10 protein-coding genes are annotated in these 15,356 nt (G+C 57.0%); 4 read left to right on the top strand and 6 right to left on the bottom strand.

Annotated features, from left to right (window positions below):
* Positions 1–203 precede the first annotated feature (203 nt).
* The 3 genes from ACVW16_RS23210 to panB form a co-directional block, all read right to left on the bottom strand.
* On the bottom strand, positions 204–3,305 hold the full coding sequence (locus ACVW16_RS23210; protein WP_456701419.1) for an efflux RND transporter permease subunit: 3,102 nt from the start codon (positions 3,303–3,305) through the stop codon (positions 204–206).
* 676 nt (positions 3,306–3,981) lie between these two features.
* Positions 3,982–4,833: a pantoate--beta-alanine ligase gene (gene panC / locus ACVW16_RS23205; protein ID WP_456701418.1), complete on the bottom strand. Its 852-nt coding sequence runs from the start codon at positions 4,831–4,833 to the stop codon at positions 3,982–3,984.
* 13 nt (positions 4,834–4,846) lie between these two features.
* A complete protein-coding gene (panB, locus tag ACVW16_RS23200; RefSeq protein WP_456701417.1) occupies positions 4,847–5,719 on the bottom strand; it encodes a 3-methyl-2-oxobutanoate hydroxymethyltransferase in 873 nt (290 codons plus the stop codon).
* Positions 5,720–5,860: 141 nt separating this feature from the next.
* Between panB and ACVW16_RS23195 the strand changes: the two genes are divergently transcribed.
* The gene (locus ACVW16_RS23195) at positions 5,861–6,106 is read left to right on the top strand and encodes a hypothetical protein (protein ID WP_456701416.1); all 246 of its coding nucleotides are present in this window, start codon (positions 5,861–5,863) and stop codon (positions 6,104–6,106) included.
* Between the two features lie 1,710 nt (positions 6,107–7,816).
* On the opposite strand, the gene ACVW16_RS23190 is transcribed toward ACVW16_RS23195, so the two are convergent.
* From ACVW16_RS23190 to ACVW16_RS23180, 3 genes are all read right to left on the bottom strand, one after another.
* Positions 7,817–8,080 carry a hypothetical protein gene (locus ACVW16_RS23190; protein ID WP_456701415.1) on the bottom strand — a complete coding sequence of 88 codons (264 nt, stop codon included), beginning with the start codon at positions 8,078–8,080 and terminating at the stop codon, positions 7,817–7,819.
* Between the two features lie 807 nt (positions 8,081–8,887).
* Positions 8,888–9,355: a hypothetical protein gene (locus ACVW16_RS23185; RefSeq protein WP_456701414.1), complete on the bottom strand. Its 468-nt coding sequence runs from the start codon at positions 9,353–9,355 to the stop codon at positions 8,888–8,890.
* Between the two features lie 1,692 nt (positions 9,356–11,047).
* Entirely contained in the window at positions 11,048–11,278 is a 231-nt protein-coding gene (locus ACVW16_RS23180; RefSeq protein WP_456739051.1) for a hypothetical protein, read from the bottom strand.
* Positions 11,279–11,890: 612 nt separating this feature from the next.
* On the opposite strand from ACVW16_RS23180, the gene ACVW16_RS23175 reads away from it, so the two are divergent.
* The 3 genes from ACVW16_RS23175 (at position 11,891) to ACVW16_RS23165 (ending at position 15,264) form a co-directional block, all read left to right on the top strand.
* Positions 11,891–13,276 (top strand): tyrosine-type recombinase/integrase, encoded by a 1,386-nt coding sequence (locus tag ACVW16_RS23175; RefSeq protein WP_456701412.1) that lies wholly within the window; start codon positions 11,891–11,893, stop codon positions 13,274–13,276.
* 169 nt (positions 13,277–13,445) lie between these two features.
* Positions 13,446–14,087 carry a hypothetical protein gene (locus ACVW16_RS23170; RefSeq protein ID WP_456701411.1) on the top strand — a complete coding sequence of 214 codons (642 nt, stop codon included), beginning with the start codon at positions 13,446–13,448 and terminating at the stop codon, positions 14,085–14,087.
* Positions 14,074–15,264, top strand: coding sequence for an ImmA/IrrE family metallo-endopeptidase (locus ACVW16_RS23165; RefSeq protein WP_456701410.1), 1,191 nt, complete (start codon positions 14,074–14,076; stop codon positions 15,262–15,264). Before ACVW16_RS23170 ends, ACVW16_RS23165 begins: the two co-directional genes overlap by 14 nt.
* Positions 15,265–15,356: the final 92 nt, after the last annotated feature.

Below are 15,356 nucleotides of genomic sequence, written 5' to 3'. Positions count from 1 at the left end.
TCTTTTTGGCTCCGAAGTATCCAGCTTACGCGTTCGCTGGCCGTAAACATCCGGCCCAGCTTCAACTTAGCAGGCGGCAGCGGATCATCAACGTGCTGCGCCGAGCAAATGAGACATCCAACTTTGCACCATAGGGCGTGAATTCTCGACGCGCATGGAACGAGAAGTGATCCGAGTGCGGAGCACACCTGATGGTTTGGCGGTCATTGCTTGGCCATCTCGGCATCAGGAGCGTTGGTGAAGTGAAGCTCGGCAAGGTTCGCGCGGTCGCGGCTCGCAGGGCCACGATGGTTGGATGCGATCGTGACGTAGAGCGCTGGGAGCACGAATAGCGTGATCAGCGTGCCAACAGACATGCCGGCGGCGAGGACGAGCCCGATCGAGAAGCGGCTCGCCGCGCCAGCTCCCGTTGCAGTCAACAAGGGTATAAAGCCCGCCACCATTGCCGCCGTGGTCATCAAGATTGGGCGCAATCGGACGCGCGCGGCCATCTCGATGGCCGAGCGACGGTCGAGTCTCTCCCTGAGCTGAAGCTCATTGGCGAACTCAACCATTAGGATGCCGTGCTTAGAAATTAACCCGACAAGTGTCAACAGTCCAACCTGCGTGTAGATGTTCATGGTTGCCCAGCCAAAGAATAGCGGAAGCAAGGCACCGACCATTGCCATCGGCACGCTGATCATAATGACGAGCGGATCCCGCAGACTTTCGAACTGGGCTGAAAGCACCAAGAATATGATGATCAGTGCAAACGCAAATGTAATCGCGAGTTGGTTGCCCTCCTGCACATACTGGCGAGCATCGGCCAGGAAGTCGTGACTGAAGCCCGAGGGCAGTTTCTTCGCCTCGGCTTCTAGGAAATCCAAAGCCTGCTCCATCGTGACTCCGGGCATTGGCACGGCCTGAAAGGTCGCGCAATTTAGTTGGTTATAGTGGGTGAGCGCGTTCGGATCGATCGCAGTCTCGATGGAGACTATAGTAGACAGCGGAAGCATCGATCCGGTCGCGGTCTTTACATAATAACTGCCTATTGCTTGCGGCGCCAAGCGTTCCTCTCGTGGCACCTGCGGGATCACCTGGTAAGAGCGGCCCTGCAAATTGAAGCGGTTGACGTAGTTTCCCCCAAGTAAGGTAGCGAGCGCGTTACCGATAGTCTGCATGGTAATCCCAAGCTCGTTAGCCTTGGAACGATCAACCTTGATTCGTACCACCGGTTGGTTGAACTCGAGATCCGAGTCGCTCACCACAAACAGACCGCTCTTCTGCGCGGCATCCTTTAGCTTCGACATCTCCTCGTAGATAGATTGAAAGCCAAGCGTCGAATTGAGGACCATCTGCACTGGTAAGCCATCCGTACCGCCTGGAAGGGGAGGCAAGCTAAAGGCAAACGCGTTAATGCCTTCAATCTTCGATAGTTCCGTCTGGACAAGCGACTTTAATGCAGTCGATGATCGCGTGCGCTCGCCCCACGGTTTGAGCAACATACCCGCCATGCCGCTCTGCTTTCCGCTAGCGCCATTAAGCACGAAGCTCACGTCAGTCTCTGGAAACTTCTTGAACATGTTTCCAAGCTTGGTACCGTAATAGTCGAGGTAGTCGATATTGGCGTATTTCGGTGCTTTCATGAGCACGAATACGATACCTTGATCCTCCTCCGGCGCAAGTTCCTTGGAAATATTCATATAGAGAAAGGCAACAAGGCCCAGCATGGTCAGCGCGAACAGACCGGCAACTGGGCGATAGTCAAGCGAGCGGTCGAGCTTGCGGCCGTACCATAGCGTTATGGCGCCGAAGCCGCGGTTCGCAACCCGCGCAAATCGCCCCCCGTCGGCGCGCCTCAGAAATAGCGAGCACATCATGGGCGACAGCGTCAAAGCGATCACCCCCGACACAATCACCGCTCCTGCTAGCGTAAACGCGAATTCGCGGAATAAGGCGCCAGTGAGGCCGCCGAGAAATCCGATTGGGGCATATACCGCGGCCAAGGTAATCGTCATAGAGATAACGGGACCGACGATCTCGCGCGCGCCGCTTGTCGCCGCCCGTAGGGGCGTCTCACCTTCTTCTAAATGGCGATGAATGTTCTCCACCACCACGATCGCGTCGTCGACAACGAGACCGATCGCGAGAACCATCGCAAGCAGAGTCAGCAGATTAAACGAAAACCCCAGCACCAGCATCATGCCGCAGACGCCAATCAGCGACAACGGAATAGTGACCACAGGAATGATGACCGACCGCAGCGAGGCCAGGAACAGAACGATCACAACTACCACGACGGCGGCTGCCTCAGCGAGCGTCTTCTCCACTTCGTCGATAGACGATTGAATAAATGTGGTGGAGTCGTAGGCCACTTTCATCCTCATGGATGGCGGCAGGTTACGCTCAATTTCCGGAAACAACGCGCGTACGCCTTGCACTATCTTTAGCGGATTGCCCTGTGGACTTGCCTGCACGCCTATAAAAACCGCATGCTCACCGTTCATCGTGACGCTAGTGTCTGTCGCCTGGGCGGCAAGCTCGACTGATGCAATGTCCTCAATGCGCACAAGTCCGCCGTCATTGGCTTTGACGATCATCCGCTTAAAATCGTAGACACTTCGAAGATCAGTATTGGCCGTAACATCAGAGATAGTGAAATAGCCTTTGATCTGGCCGGCCGCAGCCTGGAAGTTGTTAGCGGCAATTGCAGCTGAAACTTCAGCCGGCGACACGTCGTGCCCGGCCATTTTCGTAGGATCGAGCCAAAGTCGCATCGCAAAACTCTGGCCGCCCAGCATCTCTGCTGTTGCGACACCGTCGACCGTTGAAATAACGGGTTGTACTACGCGCGAGAGGTAGTCGGAGATCGCACTGGCCGGAAGTTCCTCGCTTGAGAAGGCGACAAACATCACAGGAGTGGCTTGGCCAGTTGACTTTGTGACAACCGGATCGTCTGATTCCTTAGGAATTAGGTATTTGACTGAGTTAACCTTGGAGAGCACCTCCGTGAGCGCTTCGTTCGGATCAAAATTAAGCTTGACGTGCACTTGGATCGTCGAACTGCCAAGCACAGACGAGGAAGTGATGTAGTCAACGCCCTCTGCGGAGGCGACTGCTTGCTCGAGGGGCGTGGTGATGAACCCCTGTATCATTTCGGCGGAGGCACCAGGGTAGGAGGTGGTAATAGCAACGACCGTGCTCGATAGCTTGGGATATTGCCGGATCGGCAGTAGGGTAGCGGCACGCAGGCCGGTCAGCAAGATCAAGAGGCTGACGACGATAGACAGTACCGGACGCTTGATGAAAAGCTCGGTAAATGCCATGTCGACTTATCCTTCAAGAGTGGGCTGCAAATTCGCCGGCAACTTACACCAGGGCGATAATTATCAAGACGGCGACTGTACCAAAGACGCTAATACGAGCGACGAGCTATTGGCTGCTCCAAGTCGCCCACACGTCCGCGAGCGCAGACGCCCTATTCTCCGCTTCCAATCTCTTCGTGGCTCTTTGAATGCTGTTCCGCCGATCTCGCGGCTTATCGCGATCTCAATAACGGCACCTTCTATGAGACCAAAAAGGCGGTTGACCCAGATGTTCGGCTCAACACCTGATCGGAACGCGCCGACTCCTTTGCAAGGCATCAGTTCAGACTTCGCACGGCCCCTTAGATCGGACGATCCAGGTTCAACATTGAAATTACAAACGATCTGACTGGTGCTCAACTCTACAAAGGTAAGTAGGTGATATAGCGTCGGCTGTGAAGCACTATACGAAGGTTTGCCGAAGGGCCCGCTGATCACCTGCACGACTTGCGGGTTTGCCAGCGACACGAAGTTCACGGCTGATATAAAACGTGCGCATGCGCTATCGCTTCGCCAACTCGCCGAACAAGGTCGCGTGGGAGCTTGCTCTCTGCTGCCGCCACAATGCGGTGTCGGAACAAAGCCTTGAGTGCTTCTTCAGCTTAATATGCTGCAAGCGGCATAGCTACGCATTGCGCTACAGGGTTGGCAAAGTCAATATGACGTTATCGATCAGCCGCGTTGAGCCAACGTAAGCGGCCGCACAAAGCGCCGCGGGGCGCCGCAGTGGACTGTCGGCGGTTTTGAGCGTGTCACCGTCGACAAGTTCAAGATACTGTAGTCTGTCGACAGCCTTTAAATGCCTCTTCGCGACTGCAATCAGCTTTTCAACTTCGCGCTCTCCCGAGCGAAATTCATCGAGCGCTGCTGACAGTCCGCGACTGATCGCAAGGGCCTGCTGACGCTCTGCTTCGCTGAGATAGCGGTTGCGACTGCTCATTGCGAGGCCATCATGCTCGCGAACGGTTGGTACGGTGACAATCTCGATCGGGAGATTGAGATCAACTACCATGCGACGCACGACGGCGCATTGCTGAAAATCCTTCTGCCCAAAAAACGCGACATCGGGCTGCACCATGTTGAACAACTTGCATACGACAGTCGCGACGCCACGAAAATGTCCAGGCCTGAAGGCTCCGCACAGTGGCTTCGCGAGATCGCCCGGTTCAACGAAGGTTTCGAAATAGCTCGGATAAACTTCATGCGCACCGGGCGCGAAGAGGATCGTGACACCCCGACCGCGGCACAGTTCTTCATCACGCAAGAAGTCGCGTGGATAGCTGCTGAGATCTTCATTTGGTCCGAACTGAGTCGGGTTGACGAAGATGCTTACGACGGTCACATCGCATTTCGCCTGGCTCGCCGCGATTAGCGCCAGGTGACCATCGTGCAAATAGCCCATTGTCGGCACGAAACCGACCCGTTGGTCGGCACTGCGGCATTTTTCAAGGGTATGGCGAAGTTCAGCGACGGTGGTGATTGTTTGCATTTCGTACTCTACATTAAATTGAATTAGACGGCACCCAGTTGGCAATAGCCTCGCCGATCCCTTCCGGAAGTCGATAGGACTCTTGCGCTCCGGGGAATGCACCACAGCGGACATCCGCGGCCCAGCGAGAAAGCGCATCTTGCAACTGCTGAAAGCCTTCCGCATAGGCGCGGACGAATTTGGGCCGATGACCTTCAGTCAGACCGAGCACGTCGTGAAACACGAGGACCTGCCCCGAACAGTACGGGCCAGCACCGATTCCGATCGTTGGTATTGTCAAGGAATCGGTCGCTCGAGCGGCGAGCTCGGCCGGAATGCCCTCCAGTACCAAAGCGAAACAGCCGGCCTCCTGCAGATGATGAGCATCATCGAGAAGACGCAGCGCTTCGTCCGCTTTTCGGCCCTGCACTTTGAAGCCACCCATGACATTGACGCTCTGGGGCATAAGGCCAAGGTGGCCCATCACGGGAATCTCGCAATCGACAAGGGCACGCACCATGTCGATTCTCTTGCCGCCGCCCTCGAGTTTCACCGCAGCCGCACCTCGCTGCAGAAATCCCCCGGCGTTGCGTATGGTTTCCCCGACACTGACGTGATAGCTAAGGAAAGGCATATCGGCGACGAGCAGAGCACGAGGCTTACTGCGTACTACGGCTTCCAGATGATGATTCATCATCGCAACGCTCACTGGAAGCGTGTTTTCGAAGCCAAGGCAAACGTTACCTACACTGTCACCGACGAGAATAATATCTACTGTAGGGTCCGCGATACGCGCCGCAACCGCGTCGTAGGCCGTTGTCATGACGATACGCCGGCCGTCTTGCTTCCACCGCTGCAGAAAGGGAATTGTAATTCGGTCGATCAGCTGCTCCGAAACGTGGCTCATTTGGACCTCAGTTTGATTTTGCTCTTCGGCCTCAACTCAGTTCGCCCAAAGGACGAACAGCAAACAATGATTTGGTCACGGGCTTGTCGGGTTGAGCCATTGAGAACACAACGACGCGGCCTGCGTGTGCCGAGACTGACCTTGGCCGAAATCGGCGCCCCGGAGTTCTTGTTCCGGATCTTCACGAATCTCATTGGTGGAATGGCCGCTGAAATCGGGCTGTGGATCGAGGGTGATCGCGCCGCGACATTGAAGGTTGGCTTCCCTCTCATGGTTGGCAGCGAATACTTTTCTCATTTGAAGAACGTTGAGGTTCCGCGCAGCTCGGTACCTTCCTACGGAGCGTGGAAGAAAATTGTCAAGATCGGCAAGAGGAAAAGAAATTGACGTCTCGAAAAAGGCTTGCTGATGGATAAAAATGCCATTTGGTTGCGCCATCAAGGCCAGAAGACTTTCTTGGCTTGCAGGTTTTCAGGCGGCCGTGTTCCGCTTCGACCGACTCGCTGGCCGGCCGTCCAAAGTCGGCGACCACTCGGGTCTGCATCGATAATTTGCGTGCTGACGTCGGTTGCGATTTATTTTCCAGTATGGCCCCTTGTGACACTCGTCAGCGCGTGTGGCAGGCAGGATTTGGCTTTGTGTTGATCAATCGCAATCCATCCACCCGTTCCTTGTGGGAACGCTCGGCTGCACGATGTTGGCCGGGATTTTAAATTGCAGCGCGGCTGCATCCTCTCAGGCCACTTACGATCGCGCTCGGCACAATAGCCTCTCCCTCGGGCTTCGGGATCAGAAGCCAATTTGTTTAGGTGTCCATTTGATCCTGCCTGCGTGAGGTAAAGCTTCGATTCTCTTTCATGATCTGCTGGCCGACCTGCGAAAGCCCACATCTGGTCTCAAAGACATCCTACCCGAACTGGCTTCCGCCGGTGCGGCCCCTCTACACCGCGCGTATGCGCGAAGCGATCTGTCGTGCTTCCTTCGGCCGCAGGTTGTGTTTCACGCAATCGAGTATGGCGAGCATCGCCTGAACTTCTTCGATGTTGAATGTGGTGACTTGGCGGTCTGATGACCCACAGACTGATCGACGGCACGAGCCTGATTAGCTGCAAGTACCGCAAGCGCTTGCGACCGCAGGGAGGCGATATGCCGCTGGAACATATGCATCTCTCGGCCTATAGCTGCCCTGTGGCTCATGTCGCAAGCGCTGGTGGCCAACCCAGTCACGAAGATCGGGGCTGGCCACCTTTGCTCCCATGAGGCTCAAATTCTCAGGGCCACAAAGTAGTAACTTGGAGAAGTATCGAAGGGCACCTACCAAAATTGGTTGATCCTATCCTCGTCGGCGGCCTCCTAGGTGGGTCTCTGTCTTTGAACAAATTGGCACCGCATGTCCAGACACGGGGGCGTTGCATTGAAGAGAATGACAGGCCAAGCGCATGAGCAAAAGTTGGCGGAGTAAATCCAGTCCGAGCGCGATGGAAGAAGTTCGTTGGTATGATTGTCCGAGAGTTCGGAAGCCCGAGAGGGACTACCGATTGAAGTATGGCGGCGCTGTCGGTCAAGTCTCCCAATGGTGGACATAATTGCACCAAGACAACAGCAACGCATTCAGCCAGGCCTGCTCCTTCTCTTCCAGAAGGTTATTGATGATTCATCGGAGGCAGTGCAGGCGCGGGCCGGCGCCCCCGTGGTTGCTTTGGAGAAGAGGCAGTCCCTGCCCGCCCGGACCGTCAGCTCAACTTGGCGGAACTTAATTCGGTGTTTATCCCCCAAGCATACACAGGGGCAGCGCTCTGTCCCTGCCACTCAGCTAAGCACAAAATTCAGCCTCACGCGGCGGCAACAACCAGATCGGGCGCGCATCGCTCGGAGAACGAGCGAAATAGCCAGAATTAGACCTAACCCGTGAGTTGGAAGCAGTGCGAACGCGGCTCGGCGCCTGGAGGCCTGGGGGCATCATGAGGCGCTATCCCTGCCGCGTCCGCACTGCAATGAGCTTAACGGAAGCGTAACTCGGCACATGGTGGTCCTTCAGCTCATGCGCTGTCCCTGCCACGCCCCCGCTAAACCCAGCCATTCTTTATCGAAGCTGGCTTACCGAAAGCTGACAGACTTGAACTGCAACTTTACAAACAAAAGCGGCCCATCGGCGCCACTTGCCGAGGAGAGTAATTCGACGTTTTCGCTTAGACGATAGCCCATTGGCGCACTTGCAATCACCGGCAGCCGCAGGGGCCTCCGCCCCGAATTGGCGCTCAGCCAGTCCACTGCACGTTCAAGACTGATCGCCGCTATGACTTCAAGCTTCGGCCGGTGCGGCTCTTCGGCGGAGCAGGATTGGCCAATCGGATCGCGCATGAGTTGCTTTCGACCCAAAAACCTCCCGCCGTTCACCGGGGGCGCGCTCCACGCTGGTTTTTCGTATCGAAGAAGGTGCGTTCGATCCTCAATATGAGGTTGTCAGGGTGTATCACGCCAATCAACCGGTAGGCGCTAAAACTAGTCAATCGGCGCGTTCGAGAAGGCAGCGCGGATGCGACTCAGCACGTTTTTCCACCGGGGGAGGATGGTTAAAGGCGCCATCTCTGCCGCATCCGCTTCGCCGGATACTTAGGGCGACATGACTTGGCGCCGCCATCCGAGGTGGAAAGGCGCTGTTCCTATCACGTGCCGCCGGCTCAGTAGGCAGCCTCGGGGGATCACAAGGCTAGCCTACCCCGCTTCCCGTGAGGCTCGTAGCCTCAGGGTACAGTGCGACTTTAGCGAGAAAGCGGCCTTGGGTGACCTACCAACATTGATGGTCATGCACACCAATCGAGAAATTGGTGGCCAAACTTGACGACCGAGCGAATTCACGCCGCTTAGTCCTCCAGAGCGATCAGATGACGCCTGAGCGCCACTATATTCCCTATCTCCGTTTCAGTTGCCGTAAGTAAAAGAGACCGAGCGCACCCTAAAGCAACGGCTAAACTCAGCATCTCGTCACAACGCGGATGGCGCTAACTGGGATGTCCTGCCATCGTGAAGCCGTCCAAGTGAGGAACGGCAACAAAGATCGTTTGTTAGCGATGCAAACCGCTCTTCGCTCGCAGCGCGTTTGTGTAAGCCGTTGAGGATCCGAGTGCTCGGCCAAATCTTAGCCGTGGATCATGTTTGACAATGGCTTTATTCTTCTTCGACTAGTTCAACGCGGTATGCGCGTTCATTTAAGCGGCCGTTGTCATACCAGAACCGCACTCGCGCCCCAACCAAAAGCGGGACATCGCAGTTTATTACGCTTCGGTCGGTGAAATAATAATCGCGCGTCTCGCCATCCGCATGAAGGAAGCCATAGTAGCCGCGATCGTTCGGCTTGACCTTGACGACTCGGCCGAGCGTTTCAGGCATTGGCAGAAGCCGGACATGACGCGCGCGCGGGTTTCGACCGACACCTCGTATGCCGTACTCAAAGCCAACCCTCGTATGCGGCGCGTCGATTTGGCTCGGGTCGCAGCCGACAAGATCGCGCTCGTCAAAGTACACGGTTAGCTCACGGTCGCACCCCTGCCCAAGCGCTGCGTCGACGATATAGCCGTAGTGCCGGCTCCGATTGTTGCGGTCTTCCCGGAAAACGATAATTCGACCCTCAGCCATGAGAGAAACTCGCGACCTTTCACGGAACCGGAGATCGCGCGATTAAGCGAAACTCGCTCCTCGCTTTTCGCACCTGCCGCTCGGCCGCGAACGAAATCATTTTCTTCGGGTTCGTCGGGATGTCGCCTGCCCTACCACTCGCTCGGTCGAGGCCGGGTGAGGGGCGACACAGTGCACGACACGCCGTTGCGTCGCGCCATCGGGTTTTCGTGGTCACCTCAGCAGGGTTCTCCTCAGCTCAGCTCATAAACCAATGTCTCAAGTTCGAGCGCCAGAAACCCCGTTCTCGCCGTCCAGCCGTGAGCTTCTGAGCTTGCATGGTGGCAGCACTGTTCATGCCGAGATCTGGTTCGGGCGCTGCAGAGCGCCGTTAATCAGAGCATCTTTACATACAAGCGTAGGACACTGCTCATTACATCGCGGCCTTTGTCGCGGATATACCTCCCGGCGCTTTGGCGATTCTGGCGGTTTATCGGTTCCCGAGACCAATGTGCAATCGAGTACGGACTGCGGCAGCGACCGTTGGATCGGAGCATTTATTACTCGGGCCGAAGTTTGTGGCAAGCTTGAGCGCAGTTGCGCGACGGAGTTCGCAGCGAGCAGTTCGATTTCATGCAGAGCCGTTGGGTTGCAGAGAGGCGCAAGCGTCCGCGTCCTCCTCTTGCCATTGAGCATCGGTCATCTCCTTCTCTCGCAGGCGACAAACGGCTTGCGCTCCCGAAACGAAGTTGCGAGAGCAACGCAATGACTGCTATGCGTGGCTCATTGCAAGGGGGCCTTTTGCTTTGGTCCGCGCGACGCTTTGAATTCCGCAGATCTTTCGCGATGGATTTCAAGATTTCGCGCAGGCGGAGGCTGCGAGGCGATCTGTCTTGGTGTTATCCGTCTTCGGTGTAGCGTTGAATTCGCGTCTGCGGGATCGTCAAAGCGTGCCACCATTTACCTTCGTAGGGAACCGGCATAACAATCAGTATAATCGCAAAGTGCGTACTTGCGCTGCGCACTGCTGCGATAGAGTATTTTGACGTACGAGTTTCCCCTTGGCTCTCGCCAAAGATCTCGTCTCATCTGTGATATTTGCTCTCGCTGCATCCTGAAGCATTTCGAGCCCGGAAGGTTTAGGGCGAGCGTGGCAGCGCGGGCCGGCTCTCCACGCTGTTCAAAGCGGCTCTGAAAACTACCGGCTCCGCGCTGTGAGCGAAGTTTACTGACGATGTGACTCGGCGCCCGTGGAGAGGCCCTTGGAAAGCGCTGTCCCTATCACTTACGCCGCTAAATTCGTTCGCCAGCGTCACGGTACCACAACGCTGCCACCTCGCACCCTTGGGCGGCTGCTCAAGGATGCTCTGCCTTTTAACGCCGAGAGGCCCGCAAGGCACCTGCCAGATTTGAGTGGTTGAGATGATTCAGCCAAAGACATCAACTTCCTTCACGCCAATTCAGCGAAGTGGCTTGCGGCGTGAAGCTCAAGGAAACTCCTTCCGCCATTCGGTTGGCGCTGGAGATGATGCAGGGTAAGCCGGGAGGGCAGTTCGCGCCTTATCTTCCGGCAAGAAAACGATAACACACACTCATCTGTGCCGCCGGAGATACCTGCGGCACCAGAAGGCAGATATATACGGGCTACGCGCCCCGCCGTCGACCAAACTGGACGGGACTATCCCCGGCCCGGTCCGTTCAATCTGTAGGCCCTTACTTGGTCTTGAAGTACCGCAAGAGAAAGCTTCGGTAATCGTCGCAGGCTTCGTCCAAGTTGATGCCGAAGGTCTCCAGTAGCTCTGCGACCTCAGCCCTGACGTGGCCTACGTCCGCCTTTGCGAAGGCGTCTTGGGCGAGGTCCAGTATCTCACCAACCTCAAACTCATCTGACGAATGACCGTCGAGATCGAAGCTGTTGAGTGACGCGCTGCCTTCATTGCTCAACGCCCGAGGCCCTCTTTGCCGGTCCAAGTCATCGCCTTGGAGAACGCTGGGCATTAGAACCCGGTCATTCTCCTGATTTCGATGGCGCTGAGGCTCTCGCGAACTGGCTTAGCGGTCAGCGCGCTCAAGTGTGCGATCAAAATCCATCTGGACGGGCTTGGCACGCACGTTTGCTTCGTTGCGAACCTTCGTCGCCAGCGATCTCTTCAGGAAACGAGGCACGGCTTGTGCAGTTTGAGGACGCGGGCCACAGCCTCTTGCAGCCGGTCGGGCACTCGCTGTTGAGCGTAGAACGTCCCATCTCTATCTTTGACTAGTCCCATCACGCGCATCAAATGCTACGGGCTCGTGCTGCCACCTGACAGCAGACAAAGCCATAGTTTGCGTGATGATTTTGATTTAGCAGGGCTTCTGGAGCCGCTGGCGGTCCCTACGGGAATCGGACCCCTGTTTCAGCCTTGAGAGGGCCAATTTGACGGCCAACGCCTGTCCGCTGGCGTCCACCAACATCCAATTAGATCAATAGGTTGAATAAAAGTAGTTCACTATTGTCCGCCGTCATGCACCGCTGCATATTTGACGAATATTCAACGTTCATCAGGGCGAAGCGACATGTCAAAGACGCTCACCGAGGCTCAGGTTACGACGGCAAAGGCCCGGGACAGGCTTGAGCTTGGCGTGCATTGGCGCCGTCTCGATGCCGAGGCGCATCTGGGCTATCGCAAGGGCAAACAAAGCGGCGTCCGGTTCGTCCGCTGGCGGAATCACTACGAAGGCGGCAACTACAAGCAGGCTCCCCTGGGCGTTGCTAACGACCTCAACGACAAGCCAAGGGATGGCACCCTAACCTTCGAACAGGCCATGAAGGCCGCGCGCGAAGCCGTCGACCAGGCCAGAACGGAAGGGGCGGCCCAGGCAGCCGGCCCTGCGCCGACGGTGCGGACGGCCGTCGAGGTCTACATCAAGGAACGCGACGAGCGAGAAAAGCGGCGCACAGGCCGCGAGATCCGATCCGATGCCAGCATTAAGCTGCGGCGATACGTTCTCGGCCAAGAAAAGCGCGGCAATCAGGAAGCGATCGAGCCCGCTCCTCTGGCAGCGGTGGCTCTGCATGCGCTCACAGAGGATCACTTGTGGACGTGGCGCGAGGGCCTGCCGACAGACCTGAAGGTCACGACCAAGCAGCGGTTTGCGAACGATTTGAAGGCCGCGCTCAATGCTGCATGGCCAAGGCTTTCGACCGATCGAAAAATGCTCAACCCGACGTTTCTGGCCATCGTGAAAGCGGGTTTCAAAGCCGAGCGGGTCGACGATGATGATGAGGTGTCGGTTGCTCGAGATAATCAGGTCCTTACGGACGAGCAAATTGGCGCCATCCTCAAAGCTGCGCGGGAGATCGATGAGGAACAAGGCTTCGATTTGGATCTGTACCTCGTCGTTGTCTGTCTAGCTGCCACGGGAGCCCGCTACGCCCAGGTCAGAAGAATGCGGGTTCGTGACGTGCAGGTCGCGGAACGGCGCCTGATGGTGCCCGGCTCCTACAAGGGCCGTGGCGGCAACGGCGGATCCGTCCCCGTTCCGGTCGGCGACGACGTGATCGCGGTGCTGCTGCCCGCGATCGTCGAACGAGCCGGCGATGCAATCCTGTTCGAGCGGTGGTTCCACGAACAGGAGCCGGGTAGCATCGCGTGGAAGAAGTCCGAGCGGAGCGCGTGGAAACGGGGCGAACTCGTCCGTCCTTGGAGCGCCATTCGCGATCGCGCCGACATGCCAGAAGTTATTCCGTACGCCTTCCGGCACTCCAGCATCGTGCGCGGCCTCCGCAAGGGCCTTCCCATCCAGCAGGTCGCGAAGCTGCACAACACTTCGGTCAAAATGATCGAGCGGCACTATGCCAAATACATTGCAACGGCTCTCGAAGACCTCGCCAGGGCAGCAGTTGTGCCGCTTGTGCCGCGGGACGGAGGGAATGTGGCACCAATGAAAAGGCGGGCGTGACGAGTGCTTAAAGGATCGCAGGTCAAGCGCGAGCGTCAGTACCTGGACAGCGAGTGCATCAAGGTCGTTTCGCCGGACCGGGGCAACATCAAAGATCACGGTTGACAAAAACGCCATTTTTTCGGATAAGGTTGCGCACGTCAGGGGGCAACCAGATTCGAGGAAAAACGTGGATTGCGCAGAAGCCTTTCTCCGAGACCAGATCCCGCTGGCGTTGCGGTCCTTCATTCCCGCCACACTTAAAACTGCCTATGAGGCCGCCGCTCTTCTCATCGCGGATGAGCCGATCCTGAACGTCACCAGCGCGCAGGACAACCGAGGCCGCATCATCCAATGGGCCGTCGATCTCGGCTTCGAGCGACTTTGCAGGAGCGGGCAGTGGCCATTTGATCTCCGCTGGCGCTGGTTCGAACGCCCGACCGGCCGGTATCTGGAAATCCTTCCTTCACATTCCGCGGTGACAATCAGCCAGGTTTCTGACCCTTCGAAACAGCCTCGCGACGTTGCATTCCGAGCGAACAAACGCTTGAACGGCCAGGGCTGGTTGGCAGGGCTGAAGCCGGATGGCGAAGAAGCGGGAGGCACCCCGCACATCTTGCTGTTTCACGGCTACCAGACTTTGAACTTCGCCCATCTTGGGCTCCCGCGGGAGGATCAGCAGAAGGGGTATCACTACAGGACCCCCAACCTGATGCTGATGCCTCACGTTGTAACTTCACCCGAACCGCCGCCCGAAGACACCGACATCGAAGCCGTGGTGACCCTCAAAGAAGAAATCGACAAGTGGCGTAGAGACAATGGGGACCGATAGAGTAGTCCAGTTTCCCGCTCCTGCCGCCCGCGCACACCAAGCCGGGCGGCTTTTGATTCCATCCAAGCTGCGCGATGCGCGGAAGGTCGCAAGGATGTCGCAAGGCGATCTCGGCGATCGCATCGGCGTGTCTCGGCAGGCGGTTTCCGCCTACGAGCGCGGCGACAAATCGCCGGAGCCATCCACCTTCCAAAAAATGTCAGATGTCCTGGGCCAGCCCGTCAACTTTTTCACTAGTCCAGACGGCCCCCCATTCGGATCCGCGGGAGCGCGGTTCTATCGCAAATTCGGACCTGAAACGCTCCGTCGCAACGAGGCAGCCGCGGTGCTAGGCGATTGGTTTGTTCAAACGGCAAAATACTTCGACGGATTTGTCAATTACCCGCCTCCCTCACTCCCGGAATGTGCGCCTGCGAACTCGTCCGGCCGCTATGAATTTGAAGAGATCGATGAGATCGCGCTCAATCTCCGGAAGCTATGGGGTCTTGGGCCTGGTCCGATCTCAAACGTGCTCGCTCTGCTGGAAGCAAAGGGCATCGTGATTTGCCGATACGAAATGCAGGGAGAGAACGTCGAAGCATTCTCGTTCTGGAATGGCGCTCGTCCATTTATTTTCATGGCCTCCGAGAAGGAGGCCGGCGTCCGGAGGCGCTATGACCTAGCCCACGAGCTTGGTCACCTCGTTTTACATCGATGGGTCGAGCAATCGGACCTGGAGGACAAAGCCACGCTGAAAGCAATAGAAGCCGAGGCTGATAAATTCGCTGGTGCTTTCTTGTTGCCGAGCAACTCGTTCCCCAATGAGGTTTACACCACTCGGCTTGACGCGTTCGTGCCGCTTAAGGAGCGCTGGAAGGTGTCGATACAGGCCATGGTGTATCGATGCCGCGATCTGGAAGTGATCGACGCCGACCAAGCCCTCAATCTCTACAAGCAGATATCCTTCCGACGCTGGCGCAAAAAAGAGCCGCTCGACGATCCTCGCAAGATCCCGGTCGAGCAACCGCGTCTGTTGAAGCGCGCGGTAGAACTTGTGCTTGAGAGCGGAAAAAAACATCCAGAAGACATCCTGAATGAGCTCGCGCTCAGCGCCGGGTGGATTGAAATCTTCTGCGCTCTTACGCCGGGAACTCTTGCAGGCCCCGGCCAATCTCCGGTCGAGCCGACACTCAAGTAGATCGCATGAGGAGCGCATCGGCGCGTTGCCTGCGTATGCCTCAATTAGCGGCCTCTTTCCAACCCACGACGGGCAGTACTTCACCGCCGATC

Source organism: Bradyrhizobium sp. USDA 4474 (genome assembly GCF_054057515.1).
Note: the sequence above shows the minus strand (reverse complement) of the source record. Positions and strands in the feature narration are given on the sequence as shown.